This window comes from Enterobacter sp. MGH 33, assembly GCF_000534535.1.
Taxonomy (GTDB): Bacteria; Pseudomonadota; Gammaproteobacteria; order Enterobacterales; family Enterobacteriaceae; genus Enterobacter; species Enterobacter hormaechei_C.
This window is the reverse complement of record NZ_KI973212.1, coordinates 779,056-799,288: the sequence shown is the minus strand read 5'-3', so window position 1 is coordinate 799,288 and position 20,233 is coordinate 779,056. Positions and strand designations below refer to the sequence as shown.

The window sequence follows — 20,233 nt, the reverse complement described above, 5'->3', positions numbered from 1 at the left end:
AGGTAAATGGGAGATGAGGAGGGAGTGCGGGAAGTTTAAGCTGGATCACATTATGCGTGGGTGCGGTCTGGTGCCCTCACCCTAACCCTCTCCCAAGGGGAGAGGGCCGGGGTGAGGGGTTACTCTACCAGCATCTTCACCACAACCTTACGCACCTGCGCCGGCGCTCCCGCCGCGCACAGCGGCTTATGCACTTCGCCCGGCCAGAACACTACAAAATCCCCTTCGCTCAGCACCACGGTTTTCTCCTGCTCGCCTTCCGGCAGGAACGCGATGTCTTTGTCCGCCAGCCAGTCGGTGTCCGGCGTACCGTGCGGCAGGGTACTGAAGGTCATCCCTTCCTGACCTTTTAGCACAATCTGAATATCCAGATAGCGTGCATGGTATTCAGCGCGACGCTCGGCGAACGGCTGGGTCATGTCCTCCGAAACCAGATAAAACAGGCTGTTGCCATTGATGTCGTGCTTACCGGTCGGCGTTGCGTCGGTGACGTGGGCCTTAACGTGCTCAATGGCCTGGCGCAGCTCTTCTGGCAACCAGGACTGGAGATGATGAATATTGCCAATAATCATGATACAACCCTCAGATTAAAACATTGTTTCATTTTTATGTTTTATACGAGAATTGCCTCTTCCATACCAGCCCTTTTTTGACAAGATTTGCGTCAGCGCATGTTTATCGGGAAATGTGTTAATCCACTGTTAATTGCACACAGGCATTTATGCAGTGGTTATGCATAACCTCATTTCATGCACTTTGCACATAGGATCTAACTCACTGAATTTAAAACATAACTCATAAAACCTGTTGGTGTATCACACTTTATCACTTTGGTTATTTCCTTTAAAAATCCATAATTATTTATTGATTTCTCTTAAGTGAAAAATAGTTAACTGTCATTATTGCATAGCTATTCCCGTGACAACATTTTATCCATTAAAATCAAGAATATAACTAAATATTTCAAAGCGTGTGATTCTACAAAATAATAACAACTTCAAATATTGCCACCCGTTCCTGCTTAGCTATTCATCCCTTAATAATATGAAATTAATCATTATCTGATACGAATCATGCAATTGAAAATAAACTGCTCAATATCGGTTTTCGCGTGAGCAATGTCACAATAACCATTATTTAAGCGCCTACTATAAATCACGAAATCAATTGAGCTTAGCCGCCATGAAATTAAACACATCACATGGCGCATGCCCTTTTTATTCTGAAAAAAAGTTAAAGGAATAATTATGGAAAAGCATTACGTCGGTTCTGAAATTGGTCAATTGCGTAGCGTTATGCTGCACCGTCCTAATTTAAGTCTGAAACGGTTAACCCCCTCAAACTGTCAGGAGCTGCTATTTGATGACGTGCTCTCGGTTGAACGGGCGGGTGAAGAGCATGACATCTTCGCAAACACGCTGCGCGAGCAGGGTGTGGAAGTCCTGCTGTTGACCGACCTTCTTACGCAAACGCTTGATATTGCTGAAGCAAAAGCCTGGCTTCTTGAAACACAAATCTCCGACTATCGCCTGGGGCCAACCTTTGCCGCCGACGTGCGCGGCTGGCTGGCGGATATGCCGCACCGCGAACTGGCGCGCAGATTAAGCGGCGGATTAACCTACGGTGAAATTCCGGCGGCCATTAAAAATATGGTGGTCGATACCCACACGGCGAATGATTTTATTATGAAGCCGCTGCCTAACCACTTATTTACCCGCGATACCTCCTGCTGGATTTATAACGGCGTCTCCATTAATCCGATGGCGAAACCCGCCCGCCAGCGTGAAACCAATAACCTGCGGGCAATATATCGCTGGCACCCCGCATTTGCCGACGGCGAGTTTATTAAGTATTTCGGCGACGAGAATATCAATTACGACCACGCCACCTTAGAAGGCGGCGACGTATTAGTGATTGGTCGCGGGGCGGTACTGATCGGCATGTCCGAGCGCACGACGCCGCAGGGCGTGGAGTTCCTCGCCAACAGCCTGTTTAAACATCGCCAGGCCGAGCGCGTGATTGCTGTTGAACTGCCGAAACACCGCTCCTGCATGCACCTCGACACCGTGATGACCCACATCGACGTGGACACCTTCTCCGTTTACCCGGAAGTGGTGCGCAAGGACGCCCAGTGCTGGACGCTCACCCCGGACGGACGCGGCGGCCTGCTGCGCACCCAGGAAACCGACCTGCTGCACGCCATCGAGAAAGCCCTCGGCATTAACCACGTCCGCCTGATCACCACCGGCGGCGACGCCTTTGAAGCCGAACGCGAGCAGTGGAACGACGCTAACAACGTCCTGACCCTCCGCCCGGGCGTGGTGATCGGCTACGAGCGCAACGTCTGGACCAACGAGAAGTACGACAAAGCAGGCATCACCGTGCTGCCGATCCCGGGCGACGAGCTGGGACGCGGTCGCGGCGGCGCGCGCTGCATGAGCTGCCCACTGGAACGCGACGGAATTTAAAGGAGCCATCATGGAACGAAAACCCACTCTGGTTGTGGCCCTTGGCGGCAACGCGCTGCTCAAGCGCGGCGAGCCGCTGGAAGCGGAGATCCAGCGCCAGAACATCGAGCAGGCCGCCCGCACCATCGCCGGCTTAACGGAGCAGTGGCGCGTGGTGCTGGTGCACGGCAACGGCCCGCAGGTCGGACTGCTGGCGCTGCAAAACAGCGCCTACGACAAAGTCACTCCCTACCCGCTGGACGTTCTTGGCGCCGAAAGCCAGGGAATGATCGGCTACATGCTCCAGCAGGCGCTGAAAAACAATCTGCCCCAGCGCGAGGTCAGCGTCCTGCTCACGCAGGTGGAAGTGGACGCCGCCGACCCGGCGTTCAGCAACCCGACCAAGTACATCGGCCCGGTCTACAGCGAAGCCCAGGCCAAAGCGCTGGCCGCGGAAAAAGGCTGGGTGTTTAAGGCCGACGGCAGCTACTTCCGCCGCGTGGTGCCGTCGCCGCAGCCGAAGCGCATCGTCGAGAGTGACGCCATCACGGCGCTGATTCAGCGCGACCACCTGGTGATCTGCAACGGCGGCGGTGGCGTGCCGGTAGTGGAAAACGCCAACGGCTATCGCGGCATTGAGGCGGTGATCGACAAAGACCTCTCCGCCGCCCTGCTGGCGCGCCAGATCGAGGCCGATGCCCTGCTGATCCTCACCGATGCCGACGCGGTGTACCTCGACTGGGGCAAGCCAACCCAGCGTCCGCTGGCGCAGGTGACGCCGGAGCTGCTCAGAGGCATGCAGTTCGACGCCGGATCGATGGGGCCGAAAGTGGCCGCCTGCCGCGAGTTTGTTGAGGCCTGCAACGGCATTGCCGGGATCGGCGCGCTGAATGACGGCGCGGAGATCCTGGCGGGCGAGAAAGGCACATTGATTCGTAACTGAGTCGTTTTCCCCTCACCCTAACCCTCTCCCAAAGGGAGAGGGAATGTACGCCCCCTCTCCCTGCGGGAGAGGGCCGGGGTGAGGGCATCAGACAGCTAAATTTTAAAAAGGATTTCCCCATGACCATTAACCTGAAAAACCGCAACTTCCTGAAACTGCTGGACTACACCCCGGCGGAGATCCAGTACCTGATCGATCTCGCCATCGAGCTGAAGGCCGCCAAAAAAGCCGGACGCGAAAAACAAACCCTGGTCGGGAAAAACATCGCCCTGATCTTTGAAAAAACCTCCACCCGCACCCGCTGCGCCTTCGAAGTGGGTGCGTTCGACCAGGGCGCGCAGGTCACCTACCTCGGCCCAAGCGGATCGCAGATCGGCCACAAAGAGTCGATGAAGGACACCGCGCGCGTGCTGGGCCGCATGTATGACGGCATCGAGTATCGCGGCTACGGCCAGGCCATCGTTGAAGAGCTGGGCGAGTACGCGGGCGTGCCGGTGTGGAACGGCCTGACCGACGAGTTCCACCCCACCCAAATTCTCGCCGATCTGATGACCATGCTGGAGCACTCTCCGGGCAAAACCCTGCCGGAGCTGAGCTTTGCTTATCTCGGCGACGCGCGGAACAACATGGGTAATTCGCTAATGGTCGGCGCGGCCAAAATGGGGATGGATATCCGCCTTGTGGCGCCGAAATCCTTCTGGCCGGAGGCGGGCCTGGTTGAGCAGTGCCGCGCCATCGCCAAAGAGACCGGCGCGCGCATCACCCTCACCGACGACGTGGAGGAAGGCGTGCAGGGCACCGATTTCCTCTACACCGACGTGTGGGTTTCCATGGGTGAGCCGAAGGAGGCCTGGGCCGAGCGCGTCAGCCTGATGAAGCCATATCAGATTAACGCGGACGTGATGAAGGCCACCGGTAACCCGAACGTCAAGTTCATGCACTGCCTGCCAGCGTTCCACAACGAGCACACCAAAGTGGGCCGCGAAATCGAAATGGCGTACGGCCTGAAGGGACTGGAAGTGACGGAAGAGGTCTTCGAATCACCGAACTCCATCGTCTTCGACGAAGCAGAGAACCGCATGCACACCATTAAAGCGGTCATGGTGGCGACACTCGGCGACTAATCACCGCCCGGCGCGCCGCGGGGTGCGCCGGGTTCAGGAGAACATCATGGGCAAGTTCAAGTTTCCCTCCGCTTACACCATTCTCTTTTTTCTGATTGCCGTGGTTGCCGTGCTGACGTGGATTGTTCCGGCCGGGCAGTACCATATGGCAATGAACGAGGCGCTCGGTAAAGAAGTGCCGGTTGCTGGCACCTACGCGCACGTGGCAGCGCACCCGCAGGGGCTGGTTTCGGTGCTGATGGCGCCGATTGCCGGGCTGTACGATCCGGAGTCCGGCCAGGCCGGGGCCATCGACGTGGCGCTGTTTATTCTGATCATCGGGGGATTCCTCGGGATCGTCACTAAAACCGGGGCGATAGACGCCGGGATCGAGCGCGTCACCACCCGACTACGCGGCCGCGAAGAGTGGATGATCCCGATCCTGATGGCGCTGTTTGCCGCAGGCGGCACGATTTACGGCATGGCAGAAGAGTCGCTGCCCTTCTATACCTTACTGGTGCCGGTGATGCTGGCGGCGCGGTTCGATCCGGTGGTTGCTGCGTCCACCGTGCTGCTCGGCGCGGGGATCGGCACCCTCGGCTCCACCATCAACCCGTTCGCCACGGTGATCGCCGCCAACGCCGCCGGGATCCCCTTCACCAACGGCATCATGTTGCGCATCGCGCTGCTGGTGATCGGCTGGATCATCTGCGTGGCGTGGGTAATGCGCTATGCCCGCAAGGTGCGCAAGGATCCGTCGCTGTCGATCGTGGCGGATAAGCAGGAAGAGAATCTCGCCCACTTCCTCGGCAACAAGGGCGAGCAGTCGCTGGAGTTTACCCCGGTGCGCAAACTCATCCTGGTGATCTTCGCCTTCGCCTTCGCGGTGATGATCTACGGCGTGGCGGTGCTGGGCTGGTGGATGGCGGAGATCTCGGCGGTGTTCCTCGCCAGCGCGATTATCGTCGGGCTGATCGCCCGCATGAGCGAAGAGGAGCTGACCTCAACCTTTATCAACGGCGCGCGAGATTTGCTGGGCGTCGCGCTGATTATCGGCATCGCGCGCGGTATCGTAGTGATCATGGATAAGGGCATGATTACCCACACCATTTTGCACAGCGCCGAGGGAATGGTCACCGGATTGTCGACGGTGGCGTTCATCAACGTGATGTACTGGCTGGAAGTGGTGCTGTCGTTTCTTGTGCCTTCTTCGTCCGGCCTGGCCGTTCTGACGATGCCGATCATGGCGCCCCTTGCCGATTTCGCTAACGTCAACCGCGACCTGGTGGTTACGGCTTACCAGTCGGCGTCCGGCATCGTTAACCTGATCACTCCCACCTCTGCCGTCGTGATGGGCGGGCTGGCTATCGCCCGCGTGCCCTACATGCGCTATCTGAAATGGGTCGCGCCGCTGCTGGGGATTTTAACGGTGGTGATTATGGTGGCGTTAAGCCTGGGCGCCCTGTTGTAATTTGCCGGATGGCGCTGCGCTTATCCGGCCTACGGATCGGTGCGGTGCCACCGGTTATTTCGGGAACTGATATGGGAACTATGATGGATTACGAAGAGTACTCTCCCAAAGAGCAACTACAGCTAACGGTCTGCCAGCGTCTGATCGCGGAAAAGAGCTATCTCTCCCAGGAGGAGATCCGCCGCGACTTACAGGAGCGGGGTTTTGAGACCATCAGCCAGTCCACCGTTTCACGTCTGCTCAAGTTGCTCGGTGTCATAAAAATTCGCAATGCCAAAGGGCTAAAGATTTATTCGCTGAATCCCCAGCTGCGCCCGGCCCCCGACGCGGCGCGTACCGTCTCTGAAATGGTGGTGAGCGTGGAGCACAACAGCGAATTTATCCTTATCCATACCGTCGCCGGATATGGCCGCGCGGTGGCGCGTATTCTGGATTATCACCAGTTACCGGAAATTTTAGGCGTGGTGGCCGGAAGCAGTATTGTCTGGGTCGCGCCCCGCGTGGTGAAGCGCACTGCACTGGTGCATAAGCAAATTAATTATTTACTCAGAACGCATTAATATTCATAAAGAACCGTTTGCATTGAGTAAAGCGTGCATTAAATCGCTTGATCCCAAAAGCGAGCTGCGTATAATGCCCGACAATTTGCCGGGAGGAAGCATGGTCAAGCGTGTACGACATATCGTCTTACCGCGTCTGAAATCAGACGCTGGCCTGCCGTTTTTCTTCCCGTTGCTAAACCTATTCCCAGAGCCCCTCATTTGAGGGGCTTTTTTTTGCCCGGCGTCAGGAGATAAACATGAATCCGCTTTATCAAAAACACATCATTTCCATAAACGACCTCAGCCGCGAAGAGCTGGAACTGGTTCTGGAAACCGCGGCAAAACTGAAGGCCAATCCGCAACCGGAGCTGCTGAAGCACAAGGTGATTGCGAGCTGCTTCTTCGAGGCCTCCACCCGCACCCGCCTCTCCTTCGAAACCTCCATGCACCGCCTGGGCGCGAGCGTGGTGGGCTTCTCGGACAGCAGCAACACGTCGCTGGGCAAAAAAGGCGAGACCCTGGCGGATACCATTTCAGTCATCAGCACCTACGTGGACGCGATTGTGATGCGCCACCCGCAGGAGGGCGCGGCGCGTCTGGCGACCGAGTTTTCCGGCGGCATTCCGGTGCTGAACGCCGGTGACGGTGCCAACCAGCACCCGACGCAGACCCTGCTGGATCTGTTCACCATTCAGGAGACGCAGGGCACGCTTGAGAACCTGAACATCGCCATGGTCGGCGACCTGAAATATGGCCGCACCGTCCACTCCCTGACCCAGGCGCTGGCAAAATTTAACGGCAACCGCTTCTTCTTCATCGCGCCGGACGCGCTGGCGATGCCGCAGTACATTCTCGATATGCTGGACGAAAAAGGCATCGCGTGGAGCCTGCACGCCAGCATCGAAGAGGTGATGGGCAACGTGGATATTCTCTACATGACCCGCGTGCAGAAAGAGCGTCTTGACCCATCCGAGTACGCCAACGTGAAGGCGCAGTTCGTCCTGCGCGCCAGCGACCTCGAGGGCGCGCGCGACAACATGAAGGTGCTGCATCCGCTGCCGCGCATCGATGAGATCACCACAGACGTGGATAAAACGCCGCACGCCTGGTACTTCCAGCAGGCCGGAAACGGCATCTTCGCCCGCCAGGCGTTACTGGCACTGGTTCTGAATCGCGAATTAGCTCTGTAAGGGGAGACGACCATGACACACGATAACAAACTCCAGGTTGAAGCCATCAAGCGTGGCACCGTGATTGACCACATCCCTGCGCAGGTGGGCTTTAAGCTGCTGACGCTGTTCAAACTGACTGAAACCGACCAGCGCATCACCATCGGCCTGAACCTGCCGTCGGGCGAAATGGGCCGTAAAGACCTGATCAAGATCGAGAACACTTTCCTGACCGACGAGCAGGTCAACCAGCTGTCTCTGTACGCGCCGGACGCCACGGTTAACCGCATCGACGATTACGACGTGGTGGGCAAATCCCGCCCAAGCCTGCCGGATCGCATCGAAAGCGTGCTGGTCTGCCCGAACAGCAACTGCATCAGTCATGCTGAGCCGGTTTCCTCCAGTTTCGCAGTGAAAAAACGCGCCAATGACATTGCACTCAAATGCAAATACTGCGAAAAAGAGTTTTCTCATTATGTGGTGCTGGCCAACTAATTGAGGTTGGTAATGAAATCCCGGCTGTTATAATGGCCGGGAACATTCTTAACGCTGTAATTCTGGAGAAAAAATGAGCAAAGTACTCGCGACGGAAAATGCACCAGCGGCTATCGGCCCATACGTTCAGGGCGTTGATCTGGGCAGCATGATCATCACTTCTGGTCAGATCCCGGTGAACCCAAAAACCGGTGAAGTGCCAGCCGACGTAGCGGCGCAGGCGCGTCAGTCGCTGGAAAACGTGCAGGCGATCGTCGAATCTGCCGGCCTGAAAGTGGGCGATATCGTCAAAACCACCGTGTTCGTGAAAGATCTGAACGATTTCGCCACCGTTAACGCCACTTATGAAGCGTTCTTCACCGAGCACAACGCCACCTTCCCGGCGCGCTCCTGTGTGGAAGTGGCGCGTCTGCCAAAAGACGTAAAAATTGAAATCGAAGCGATTGCCGTACGTCGCTAATTTATTTCAATAAAGAGAAGGCAGCTCAGGCTGCCTTTTTTATTGCGACCATTTTTACTCTCTCCAGGCAATGACGCATCCCCACTCCATTAATAGACTGACGCTGCCTTGTTATATTCTAATTAATGGATGAAGAATGAAACTCTCTAAGATCGCGCTGGCCGTTGCCACATTAGCGGTTGCGTCTTCCGCACTTGCACACGGATATATAGAATCCCCCGCCAGCCGCGCTTATATGTGTAAGCTCGGCCAGAATATTGACTGTGGCTCTGTACAATATGAACCGCAGAGTGTAGAAAAGACCTCCGGCTTCCCGACGGGCGCAATGCCGCCTGACGGCCAGCTTGCCAGCGCCGGTATTGCCAGCTACTCCCAGCTTGATAAGCAGAGCCTGAACGCCTGGACCAAAAGCCCCATGACGGCAGGCCCGCATGAATTTGTCTGGCACCATACCGCGCCGCATAAAACCGCCAACTGGCGTTATTACATCACCAAACAAAACTGGGACCCCAATAAACCGCTGACCCGTGACCAGTTCGAATTAACGCCGTTCTGTACTATTAACGGGAATGGTCAGGCACCGTCCATGACAAAATCCATGACCTGTAATGTCCCGGAACGTACGGGCTACCAGGTTATTTATGGCGTGTGGGAAATTGCGGATACCGCAAACAGTTTCTATCAGGCCATTGACGTTGATTTCGGTAACGGCGGCAACGTCACGCCGGACGATACCCCAGCGGTAATATCCCAGTGGAGTAAAACCCTGAGCGGACAGATTGCCGGGAATAACCTGAACGTGGGCGATAAAGTGATTGCACGCTTCTTCGACGCCAACGGGGAAGTTGCCGCCCTGCGTACTGAAATGACCATCGGCTCTTCAGAACAAGGCGACGCTAACCAGTGGTCCTACGATCTGGCGCAGAAGATCAACACCGCTCATAGCGATGTCCGCGTCGGTGTGAAAGATGAAGCCGGTGAAATTAGTCCGGTTCACGGCGCCAACAGCGTATTCGTGAAAGACGGCAGCACGCTGAAATCCGTTGCCATCTCTTATGAAGAGCAAAAAGCGCAGGTGAGCGAGACCATCGCCGTTTCCGATCTGCAATACAGCAAAATCGAACATGGCAATGTGATTGTGACCTTCCATGTGAACACGCAGGGTGACGTTAATTTTGAAGCGCACGTGATGAACCACCACGGTGCCGAAAAAGGTTACCTGAAGCAGGATATGAATAACGTCAATCAAAACGTGACCATGACGCTGATTGACGTCACGGCGGGCCACCATATGCTGAAATACTACGCCACCAACAAAGACGGCACCCTGTTCGCGCAGGACGTGCTAAACCTGATGCTGGAAAGCGACGCGGCGGACAGCAGCGGCCCGCATGACTTTATCTTCCCGGACAGCATTGCCTCCTACAAAGCGGGCACCGTGGTGTTACAGCCTAAAAACGGTAAGACCTACGAGTGTAAACCGTTCCCGTATAGCGGCTACTGCGTGCAGTGGAGCAAATACGCGACCCAGTTTGAGCCAGGCGTGGGCGCGCACTGGAGAGAGGCGTGGGTGCTGAAGAACTGAGTTGCCTTCACGCCCGGCGGCACTTCGTTTGCCGGGCCTACACGTCACGTAGGCCCGGTAAGCGTAGCGCCACCGGGCGCATTTGTTACTGATTCCGCGTCGCCCTAAGCAGCGTCTCCAGCGGATATACCGCCGCAATCACCACCTCGTCCTGGATCGTCGCCGCGTTATCCAGTTCGCTCTGGATCGACGCGATCTCGTTGTCGTCCAGCGTGCCCTGACGCGCCACCAGATCCGTCAGCCTCAGGCCAATCGAGGCCAGTTTATCCACCTCCTGGATCACCGGCTTAATGGCCTTCAGCTGATAGCTGTTTTCACTCAAGGCCAGCGCATCGCTGGTGTTGTTCTGCCAGCGGTTAAAGACGTGGCGCAGCGCGTCGGCGCTTTCCGTGTCTTCCGCGTCGCTCACCAGACGGTCCGCCCATTTATTCATCTGACGCACGGTCGCACTTTCCGCGTTTAGCGCGTCAGCGAGCCGGTTGAGCGGCTCAAACTGATGATAGTTTCCGGCCTGGAACTTAAGATGCTGGCGGGTGTAATACTGCGCCGGTTCAAGCGCCTGGGCGAGAATTTGCAGCGGAAGGGTATCCGCATTGTTGGCGAGGCGCGTGAACTGCACCTGCTGCTGGATATGCTGCTGTAGTCCAGCCGACACCGTGGACCAACTGTCCATCGCCTGGAGCCGGGTATACATGTTGTCGATGTCGTTGACGTCCTTTGCCGACCATAGCCGCTCCGCCACCGCAAAGGCGCGCGGCCACAGACGGATATCCAGCACCGGCGCGACCACGTTTTCCGCCCACAGCGCGGCTTCACCGCCGAGCAGATTAGCCTCGTTCGCCGGGTCCGGCACCACCGGCGGTATGCCTTTTGGCACCGCGTCCAGACGCGTGCCGTCGATCGGGTAGCGGGCGTTACCCACCAGGAAATAGCCGCTGAGCTTATCGTTCTCAACAGAAACGACCGGACGCGTTTCACCCATCCAGGTATCAACGGTAAACGTTACCTGGTTGTCGTCCCGCCACTGAATGTTATCCACCGCCCGACGCGATTTCCCGGCAAAATCAATAAATCCACGCCACCCGGCATCGCCTTTCACCAGCGTAAAGCTGCCTTCCACCGGCTTGCCTTTCAGACGCGGCATGGAGAAAGCCCAGCTCTGGACGCTGTCGGTGTCCGCTATCACATCCACGCCGTTCAGCCCCTGCGGCACAATTTCATTGCGGTAGTGGTAGGCGGTGGATTGCGGCTGATCGAGGTAGAAACCGGTTGAGAGAATGCCCTTATAACCGTTCTGCGCCACCTGCCCCAGCGCGTCCTGTCCCTGCCAGGACTGGATCAGAATGCTTTTCGGCAGATCGGGATGGTAGATCTCATCCCAGCCAACCATCTGCCGGTGGTGCTTCTCAAGGATCGTCTCCAGCTTGCGGTTGAAATACGCCTGCAACGCGTGGCTGTCCGCCAGTTTGTTGTCGCGCATAAACGTCTGGATCGCAGCGTTCGCTTTCCACTGGCTGTCGTCAACCTCATCGCCGCCAATATGCAGATACGGATCCGGGAAGATCGCCGCCAGTTCGCTGACCATCGCGTCGGCAAAGGTATAAGTTGCCTCTTTGGTTGGATCCAGCACCGGCTTCAGCACGCCCCAGTGGCGCTCCATGGCGTAAGGCCCCGGCGCGCTCATCAGCTCCGGGTAGGCGACGGCAATCGCCGAGGCGTGGCCCGGCATATCAATTTCCGGCACCACGCGTATGCCGCGCTCGGCAGCGTAACGCACAATCTCGCGCATCTGCTCCGGGGTGTAGAACAGCCCATCGCTGGCAAGCTGGGTTAATTTTGGATAACGCTTCGAGGTAAAGCGCCAGCCCTGATCGTCCGTCAAATGCCAGTGCAGGACGTTGAGCTTTGCCGCGGCCATGCCGTCGATCTGGCGTTTAATATCCGGAATCGGGAGGAAGTGGCGCGCCGAATCGAGCAGCAGCCCGCGCCACGGGAAGCGCGGCGAATCTTCAATGGTCACCCACGGGATCGAGGTGTTTTCGGCGCCGTTCTGCATCAGCTGAAGCAAGGTTTCCATGGCGCGCAGCGCGCCAAAGCGGGTGTTGGCAGAGATATTTACGCCGTTGGCGTCCACCGTGAGTTTATAGCTCTCATCGCTGTCCGGCAGCGGCTGCGGCTTCACCTTTTTGGCGATGGCGATGCGGATGGTCGGCTTGTCAGGTTTTTCGGCCTGCGGCTGTAGCGTCCAGCCGGTTTGCAGCGCAATGCGCTGGCGCAGGCGGTTGACCGCATCCCCCAGATCGTCGCCGCTGACGCTCACAGAGAGTTGATTGTTAAGCACCAGCGCGCCCTGAGTGGTCGGGCGTTCAACCTTCGCAGGCCAGGGCATTAAGGGAAGGTCACCTGCCGGGGCGGCAAAGGCGGAGGCGCCGAGCATGAGCCCGGCGGTTAAGAGGCTGTACCGTAACATGAATGTTCCTTATCTGACGGGCCAAATACAGGCAAAACATTCTGTTAACATGCGCTCAAATTGTCGTCAAGCGAATGCGCCGACGGAGATCACAGGTTGTTGAATTTGGGAGGAAAGCTATTGCCCGGTGGCGCTGCGCTTACCGGGCCTACGTTTCGGGAGTAGGCCGGGTAAGGCGAAGCCGCCACCCGGCAAACATAATTTACTGCCACCCATACCGACGACTATAGAACCCTTTCACCATCTGCGTCAGCACCATGTAGCCCGCGAGGATCGCCACCAGCCATGGGAAGTAGCTCAGCGGCAGCGCCTGAAGTTGCAGGTAGCTTGCCAGCGGCGAGAACGGCAGCGCGATCCCGAGCGCCATCACAATCCCCGTCATCACAATCAGCGGCCACGCGGCACGGCTCTGGATGAACGGAATGCGGCGGGTGCGGATCATGTGCACAATCAGCGTCTGAGACAACAGTCCCACCACGAACCAGCCGGACTGGAACAGCGTCTGGTGTTCTGGCGTATTCGCATGGAACACAAACCACATCAGGCAGAAGGTCAGAATGTCGAAGATTGAGCTGATCGGCCCAAAGAACAGCATAAAGCGCCCCAGATCGGCGGGGTTCCAGCGCTGCGGCTTCTGGATCTGCTCGTCGTCCACGTTATCAAACGGGATCGCCACCTGAGAGACATCGTACATCAGGTTCTGGATCAGCAGGTGCAGCGGCAGCATCGGCAGAAACGGCAGAAACGCGCTCGCCACCAGCACGCTGAAGACGTTGCCGAAGTTGGAGCTGGCGGTCATTTTGATGTATTTGAGCATATTGGCGAAGGTGCGACGCCCTTCGATGACGCCCTCTTCCAGCACCATCAGGCTCTTTTCCAGCAGAATGATATCCGCCGCTTCGCGGGCAATATCCACCGCGCCGTCCACGGAGATACCGATATCCGCCGCACGCAGGGCTGGCGCATCGTTGATGCCGTCGCCCATAAAGCCCACTACGTGCCCTTCGCGACGCAGCAGAGTGACGATGCGCTCTTTATGCATCGGCGTCAGGCGGGCAAACAGCGTGGTGCGTTGGGCAAGCTCGGCCAGCTCATCGTCGGACAGGTGCTCAATGTCGCTCCCCACGACGACGTCGCCCGCGTCCAGGCCGACTTCGTGGCACACTTTGGCCGCCACCAGCTCGCTGTCGCCGGTGAGGATTTTGACGGTGATACCGCTCGCTTTCAGCGCTTTTAGCGCCGGCGCGGTGGTCTCTTTCGGCGGATCGAGGAATGCGATGTAACCTTCGAGGATCAAATCGGATTCATCGATACGCTGGTAGTCACCTTCCCGCGCAGGCAGGAACTTGCTGGCTACTGCCACCACGCGCAGCCCCTGACGGTTCAGGTTATCGGTGACGCGTTTGATACGGCGCAGCATGGTCTCATCCAACGGCACGATCTCGCCGTTATGGCGCACCTGCGTGGAAACATTCAGGATCTCCTGCAATGCCCCTTTGCAGATCAGCTGATGTACGTCCGCCTGCTCGCTGACCACCACCGACATGCGGCGGCGCTCGAAGTCGAACGGGATTTCATCCACCTTCTGCCAGCGACCGGAGAGCGTGCGGGCAGACTCCTCGTCCACCCCTTCCAGCACCGCCACGTCGAGCAGGTTTTTCAGCCCGGTCTGATAGTGGCTGTTCAGCCAGGCGCTGTGGAGCACGCGCTCGCTGGTTTTTCCGGCGATGTCGGTGTGGTTCTCCAGCACGATTTTGTCCTGCGTCAGGGTGCCGGTTTTATCGGTGCAAAGGATGTCCATCGCGCCAAAGTTCTGGATGGCGTCGAGGTGTTTAACGATCACCTTTTGTTTAGAGAGTTTGACCGCCCCGCGCGCCAGCGTGGACGTGACAATCATCGGCAGCATTTCCGGCGTTAAGCCAACGGCCACGGAGAGCGCGAACAGCGCCGCTTCCCACCAGTCGCCTTTGGTGTAGCCGTTGATCAGCAGGACAATCGGCGTCATGACCATCATAAAGCGGATCAGCAGCATGCTGACGCGGCCAATGCCTTTCTGGAACGCATTCGGCTCGCTCTCCTGCTCGCTGACGCGTCCGGCAAGCTGTCCAAACCAGGTATTGCCGCCGGTGGCGGTGACAATCGCCTGCGCGGTGCCGCTGACCACCGTGGTGCCCATAAAGCACAGGGTGTCGCACTCCAGCGGGTTCATCTGCTGCGGATCGCGGGTCCGCGCTACCTTCTCTACGGGCAGGGACTCACCGGTGAGTGACGCCTGCGCGACGAACAGATCCCGCGCCTGGATGACGCGTAAATCCGCCGGGATCATGTCCCCCGCCGCCAGCTTCACCAGATCGCCCGGCACCAGCTGGTCAATGGGAAGCTCAATCCAGGCGTTCTCGCCGAGGTCGTTAATCACGCGCGACACGGTGGCGGTGTTGCTGACCATCGCTTTCAGGGCGTCCGCCGCTTTGGTGGAGCGCGCTTCCTGAATAAAGTTCAGCAGCGTGGAGATCCCCACCATCAGGGCAATCACGCCTGCGGCAAACAGATCTTCAGTGGCGTAAGAGATAATCCCGAGCACCGTCAACAGCAGGTTGAACGGATTGCGGTAGCAGAGCCACAGGTGGACCCACCAGGGAGAGGGTTTCTGCGCCGGGATCTGGTTATCGCCATGTTCCGCGCGGATTTTTGACACTTCTTGCGCGTTCAGCCCTTCCGGGTGGCCGCCAAAGGCGCGCCAGACTTCGTTTTCATCCATCGCCGCCACGTTCAGGCAGCGCTCGGTCAGGGAAGCGGGGATTGCCGCTCCCGCCATGGTGTTGGCATTTGGCAGCGGATCGCGCGCAATCAGGCGATGTGGCAGGTGACGGCTCAGCAGCGCTTGCAGCTGCCGGGTGATATTCTTCAGCATAGTCATTCCCCCGCATCCGCAAAGGCGGACGCAGTTTTCCCGCAGGCGTGGCAAAGCCGTACCTGTCAGGCACTTAATTTATCAAGCAGGAACGTATGAACGTTGCTGCCTCACGCCGGTGAGACAGCAAAAGGCTGGCTTACCGGAAAGAAGGTTTTCTCCTGGTCAGGAGAGGTGTGGGATCGGGATCCATGTGGCCTCCGGTAAGTAAAAAGTTGGGTATCGGCACGCAGTATAGTGATTTATCCATACCGTTTGTGACTAATCGGGCGGTATTATAACGCCCTGCAAATAAACCAAACGTAAACCAGACTTTGCCCATAGCGAATTCGCAGGATAGCATTAGGCTCAATTGATTATTTTATCGATGTTACAGGGAATACAGCATGCAGAACCGCCTTACGATTAAAGATATCGCGCGTTTAAGCGGCGTGGGGAAATCGACTGTCTCACGCGTGCTGAACAACGAAAGCGGTGTCAGCGAGCGCACACGCGAGCGCGTCGAGGCGGTGATGAATCAGCACGGTTTTTCCCCTTCCCGCTCCGCGCGCGCCATGCGCGGGCAGAGCGATAAAGTGGTCGCCATTATTGTCTCGCGTCTGGATTCCCTCTCCGAAAACCTCGCCGTACAGACGATGCTGCCCGCGTTCTACGAGCAGGGCTACGATCCGATCATGATGGAGAGCAAGTTCTCCGCGCAAATGGTGGAGGAGCATCTCGGCATGCTTCAGCGCCGTAATATTGATGGGGTGGTGCTGTTCGGATTTACCGGCCTAAAAGAGGACGTGCTTAAACCCTGGCAGCCGTCACTGGTGCTGCTGGCGCGCGACGCCAGCGGGTTTGCCTCTGTCTGTTACGATGACGAAGGGGCGATCGTGATCCTGATGCAGCGCCTGTATGAACAGGGCCATCGGCATATTAGCTATCTCGGCGTGCCGCATGCTGACATCACCACCGGCAAGCGTCGCCACGAAGCGTACCTGGCGTTTTGTAAAAAACACAATCTCCCCGCCGTGGCCGCGCTGCCTGGTCTGGGTATGAAACAGGGATATGAACAGGTCGCCAGCGTGCTGACGTCACAAACCACCGCCCTGGTATGCGCCACGGATACCCTTGCATTGGGTGCGAGCAAATATTTGCAGGAGCAGCGCATCGGGGAACTGCAATTAGCGAGCGTGGGAAGCACGCCGCTGATGAAGTTCTTACACCCGGAGATTATCAGCGTTGATCCGGGTTACGCCGAGTCTGGCCGGCAGGCTGCCGCGCAGCTGATCGAGCAGATTACCGGGCGAACCGAGCCCCGTCAGATCGTTATCCCAGCCCATCTCTCATAATTCTTTTGAATAGATTATTGTGATCTTCGCCCGATTTCGGGAACGTTCCCATTTTCGCCGTCACGTTGAAGGAGTAGGCTTGCGCACAGGTCATAACCCCTATCACCATCTGTCATGAGGTTTCATGATGAGTAAAGTCAAACAAACAGATATCGATCAGCTGATCGTCCTGGTCGGCGGACGCGATAACATCGCCACCGTCAGCCATTGCATTACCCGCCTGCGCTTCGTGCTTAACGATCCGGCCAAAGCCAACCCGAAGGCCATTGAAGAGCTTTCTATGGTTAAAGGCTGCTTCACCAACGCCGGGCAGTTTCAGGTGGTGATTGGTACCGAAGTGGGCGATTACTATCAGGCTCTGCTGGCGACTACCGGGCACTCTTCCGCCGATAAAGAGCAGGCGAAGAAGGCCGCGCGCCAGAATATGAAATGGCATGAGCAGCTGATTTCCCATTTTGCGGAGATCTTCTTCCCGCTGCTGCCAGCGCTGATCAGCGGGGGCTTAATTCTGGGCTTCCGTAACGTCATCGGCGATGTGCCAATGAGCGACGGCAAAACCCTGGCGCAGATGTACCCGGCGCTGCAAAGCATCTATGACTTCCTGTGGCTGATTGGCGAAGCGATCTTCTTCTATCTGCCGGTCGGGATCTGCTGGTCCGCGGTGCGCAAAATGGGCGGAACGCCAATTCTCGGTATCGTGCTCGGCGTGACGCTGGTCTCTCCGCAGTTAATGAACGCTTACTTACTTGGTCAGCAAACGCCAGAGGTGTGGAACTTTGGCCTGTTTACCATCGCCAAAGTGGGCTATCAGGCGCAGGTGATCCCGGCATTGCTGGCGGGCCTGGCGCTGGGCTTTATTGAGACGCGCCTGAGGCGCATCGTGCCGGATTACCTCTATCTGGTGGTGGTCCCGGTCTGCTCGCTGATCCTGGCAGTGTTCCTGGCGCACGCCTTTATCGGTCCGTTTGGCCGCATGATCGGCGACGGCGTGGCCTTCGCGGTCCGTCACCTGATGACCGGCAGCTTCGCGCCAATCGGTGCCGCGCTGTTTGGCTTCCTCTACGCTCCGCTGGTGATCACCGGCGTGCACCAGACCACGCTGGCGATTGATATGCAGATGATCCAGAGCCTCGGCGGTACGCCTGTCTGGCCGATCATCGCCCTGTCTAACATTGCGCAGGCCTCGGCGGTAACCGGCATCATCATCGTCAGCCGTAAGCACAACGAGCGAGAGATCTCCGTTCCGGCTGCCATCTCCGCTTACCTCGGCGTCACTGAACCGGCGATGTACGGTATCAATCTGAAATACCGCTTCCCGATGCTCTGCGCGATGATCGGCTCCGGTCTGGCGGGCTTGCTGTGCGGCCTGAACAGCGTGATGGCGAACGGGATTGGCGTCGGCGGCCTGCCGGGTATCCTCTCCATTCAGCCCGCGTTCTGGCAGGTATTTGCGCTGGCGATGGCGGTGGCGATTATCATCCCAATGGCGCTGACTACTGTGGTTTACCAGCGTAAGTTCCGTCAGGGCACGTTGCAGATTGTTTAATTCTCTCTTTCGGGGCGCAGTTGCGCCCCTTCGCATTTGCAGGAACGTACTATGAATACCCTTCCTCACTGGTGGCAGAACGGCGTCATCTATCAGATTTACCCAAAGAGTTTCCAGGACACCACCGGCAGCGGCACGGGCGATCTGCGCGGCGTGACGCAGCGCCTGGACTACCTGAAAACCCTCGGCATTGACGCCATCTGGCTGACGCCGTTTTATATCTCCCCGCAGGTGGATAACGGTTACGACGTGGCGAACTACACTGCCATCGATCCGACCTACGGCACGCTGGACGACTTTGACGAGCTGGTTGCCCGGGCGCATGAACGCGGCATCCGCATCGTGCTGGATATGGTCTTTAACCACACGTCCACGCAGCACGCCTGGTTCCGTGAGTCGCTGGATAAAGCGAGTCCGTACCGCCAGTTCTATATCTGGCGCGACGGTACGCCGGATACGCTTCCCAACAACTGGCGCTCCAAATTTGGCGGCAACGCTTGGCGCTGGCACGCCGAAAGCGAGCAGTATTATCTGCACCTGTTCGCACCGGAGCAGGCGGATCTCAACTGGGAAAACCCGGCGGTGCGCGCCGAGCTGAAAAAAGTGTGCGAGTTCTGGGCCGATCGCGGCGTGGACGGCTTGCGTCTGGACGTGATTAACCTGATTTCAAAAGATCAGGATTTCCCGGACGATACCCTCGGCGACGGTCGCCGCTTCTACACTGACGGGCCGCGCATCCACGAATATCTCCAGGAGATGAGCCGCGACGTCTTTACGCCGCGTAATCTGATGACGGTGGGCGAGATGTCCTCCACCTCGCTGGAGAACTGCCAACAGTACGCGTCTCTTGACGGCCGCGAGCTGTCGATGACCTTTAACTTCCACCACCTCAAGGTAGACTACCCCGGCGGCGAAAAATGGACGAAGGCGAAGCCGGACTTCGTGGCGCTAAAAACCCTTTTCCGCCACTGGCAGCAGGGGATGCACAACAAAGCCTGGAACGCGCTGTTCTGGTGTAACCATGACCAGCCGCGCATCGTGTCGCGCTTTGGTGACGAAGGGGAACACCGCGTGGCGGCGGCGAAAATGCTCGGCATGGTGCTGCACGGGATGCAGGGCACGCCGTATATCTACCAGGGTGAAGAACTGGGTATGACCAACCCGCATTTCAGCCGTATCACCGACTACCGCGACGTGGAAAGCCTGAACATGTTCGCCGAACAGCGGGCTAACGGTCGCGATACGGATGAACTACTGGCGATTCTGGCGAGTAAGTCACGCGATAATGGCCGCACGCCGATGCAGTGGGACGCCTCGCATAATGCGGGCTTTACCGAGGCCGAGCCGTGGATTGGCGTCTGCGACAACTACGAAACCGTGAACGCCCGCGCGGCGCTGGACGACCCCGATTCGGTGTTTTACACCTATCAGTCGCTGATTCGCCTGCGCAAAACCTTGTCGGTACTGACGTGGGGAGACTATGAAGATTTGCTTCCGGATCACCCTTCCCTGTGGTGCTACCGCCGCCAGTGGCAGGGACAAACGCTGATGGCGGTGGCGAACCTGAGCCACGCGCGCCAGCAGTGGCAGCCCGTCCCCGTAGAGGGAGCATGGCGGGTGGCACTCAGCAACTATGACGAGGTTCCCTTCCGACCCGATACGTTGCTATTGCGCCCGTTTGAAGCTATCTGGTGGGTGCAGGAATAAACCTCAGGAGATACAGCATGCTGTATCTCTTTTTTTATGTTTAGCGATAC

General features: G+C 57.6%; 16 protein-coding genes and 1 pseudogene. 13 read left to right on the top strand and 4 right to left on the bottom strand.

What is annotated here, in order from left to right; genetic code table 11:
• Positions 1-119 precede the first annotated feature (119 nt).
• Positions 120-572: a YhcH/YjgK/YiaL family protein gene (locus L379_RS20080; RefSeq protein ID WP_015572526.1), complete on the bottom strand. Its 453-nt coding sequence runs from the start codon at positions 570-572 to the stop codon at positions 120-122.
• A gap of 675 nt (positions 573-1,247) precedes the next feature.
• On the opposite strand from L379_RS20080, the gene arcA reads away from it, so the two are divergent.
• The 5 genes from arcA to L379_RS20105 all read left to right on the top strand — a co-directional run bounded on the left by arcA (position 1,248) and on the right by L379_RS20105 (position 6,524).
• Complete coding sequence (gene arcA / locus L379_RS20085) at positions 1,248-2,468, top strand: arginine deiminase (protein WP_017383903.1); 1,221 nt, start codon at positions 1,248-1,250, stop codon at positions 2,466-2,468.
• 10 nt (positions 2,469-2,478) lie between these two features.
• Complete coding sequence (gene arcC / locus L379_RS20090) at positions 2,479-3,390, top strand: carbamate kinase (RefSeq protein ID WP_017383904.1); 912 nt, start codon at positions 2,479-2,481, stop codon at positions 3,388-3,390.
• Between the two features lie 119 nt (positions 3,391-3,509).
• Positions 3,510-4,514 carry an ornithine carbamoyltransferase gene (gene argF, locus L379_RS20095; protein ID WP_003863360.1) on the top strand — a complete coding sequence of 335 codons (1,005 nt, stop codon included), beginning with the start codon at positions 3,510-3,512 and terminating at the stop codon, positions 4,512-4,514.
• A gap of 46 nt (positions 4,515-4,560) precedes the next feature.
• The gene (locus tag L379_RS20100) at positions 4,561-5,964 is read left to right on the top strand and encodes a YfcC family protein (protein WP_032652340.1); all 1,404 of its coding nucleotides are present in this window, start codon (positions 4,561-4,563) and stop codon (positions 5,962-5,964) included.
• Between the two features lie 80 nt (positions 5,965-6,044).
• A complete protein-coding gene (locus L379_RS20105; RefSeq protein WP_003863366.1) occupies positions 6,045-6,524 on the top strand; it encodes an arginine repressor in 480 nt (159 codons plus the stop codon).
• A 3-nt stretch (positions 6,525-6,527) separates the two neighbouring features.
• Here the strand turns inward: L379_RS20105 and L379_RS25760 are convergent.
• Positions 6,528-6,645, bottom strand: a pseudogene (locus L379_RS25760) (hypothetical protein).
• On the opposite strand from L379_RS25760, the gene L379_RS24780 reads away from it, so the two are divergent.
• The 5 genes from L379_RS24780 to gbpA all read left to right on the top strand — a co-directional run bounded on the left by L379_RS24780 (position 6,625) and on the right by gbpA (position 10,215).
• Positions 6,625-6,729, top strand: a complete 105-nt coding sequence (locus tag L379_RS24780; RefSeq protein WP_071524139.1) for a pyrBI operon leader peptide — start codon at positions 6,625-6,627, stop codon at positions 6,727-6,729. The pseudogene L379_RS25760 and the gene L379_RS24780 sit on opposite strands and share 21 nt — an antisense overlap.
• Before the next feature lie 34 nt (positions 6,730-6,763).
• Positions 6,764-7,696 (top strand): aspartate carbamoyltransferase, encoded by a 933-nt coding sequence (gene pyrB, locus L379_RS20110; protein WP_003863368.1) that lies wholly within the window; start codon positions 6,764-6,766, stop codon positions 7,694-7,696.
• Positions 7,697-7,708: 12 nt separating this feature from the next.
• Positions 7,709-8,170, top strand: a complete 462-nt coding sequence (pyrI, locus tag L379_RS20115) for an aspartate carbamoyltransferase regulatory subunit (protein WP_003863370.1) — start codon at positions 7,709-7,711, stop codon at positions 8,168-8,170.
• Between the two features lie 73 nt (positions 8,171-8,243).
• Positions 8,244-8,630: a 2-iminobutanoate/2-iminopropanoate deaminase gene (ridA, locus tag L379_RS20120; protein ID WP_003863373.1), complete on the top strand. Its 387-nt coding sequence runs from the start codon at positions 8,244-8,246 to the stop codon at positions 8,628-8,630.
• Positions 8,631-8,766: 136 nt separating this feature from the next.
• A complete protein-coding gene (gbpA, locus tag L379_RS20125; protein WP_032652333.1) occupies positions 8,767-10,215 on the top strand; it encodes an N-acetylglucosamine-binding protein GbpA in 1,449 nt (482 codons plus the stop codon).
• An 85-nt stretch (positions 10,216-10,300) separates the two neighbouring features.
• Here gbpA and L379_RS20130 read toward each other — a convergent pair whose 3' ends face one another.
• Both L379_RS20130 and mgtA read right to left on the bottom strand, forming a co-directional pair.
• A complete protein-coding gene (locus tag L379_RS20130; RefSeq protein WP_032652332.1) occupies positions 10,301-12,685 on the bottom strand; it encodes a beta-N-acetylhexosaminidase in 2,385 nt (794 codons plus the stop codon).
• Positions 12,686-12,887: 202 nt separating this feature from the next.
• Positions 12,888-15,596 (bottom strand): magnesium-translocating P-type ATPase, encoded by a 2,709-nt coding sequence (gene mgtA, locus L379_RS20135; RefSeq protein ID WP_032655514.1) that lies wholly within the window; start codon positions 15,594-15,596, stop codon positions 12,888-12,890.
• A gap of 386 nt (positions 15,597-15,982) precedes the next feature.
• Between mgtA and treR the strand changes: the two genes are divergently transcribed.
• The 3 genes from treR (at position 15,983) to treC (ending at position 20,183) form a co-directional block, all read left to right on the top strand.
• Positions 15,983-16,930 carry a trehalose operon repressor TreR gene (gene treR / locus L379_RS20140; protein ID WP_017383908.1) on the top strand — a complete coding sequence of 316 codons (948 nt, stop codon included), beginning with the start codon at positions 15,983-15,985 and terminating at the stop codon, positions 16,928-16,930.
• 127 nt (positions 16,931-17,057) lie between these two features.
• Positions 17,058-18,476, top strand: a complete 1,419-nt coding sequence (gene treB / locus L379_RS20145) for a PTS trehalose transporter subunit IIBC (RefSeq protein WP_032655510.1) — start codon at positions 17,058-17,060, stop codon at positions 18,474-18,476.
• Positions 18,477-18,527: 51 nt separating this feature from the next.
• The gene (gene treC, locus L379_RS20150; protein WP_032652331.1) at positions 18,528-20,183 is read left to right on the top strand and encodes an alpha,alpha-phosphotrehalase; all 1,656 of its coding nucleotides are present in this window, start codon (positions 18,528-18,530) and stop codon (positions 20,181-20,183) included.
• Positions 20,184-20,233: the final 50 nt, after the last annotated feature.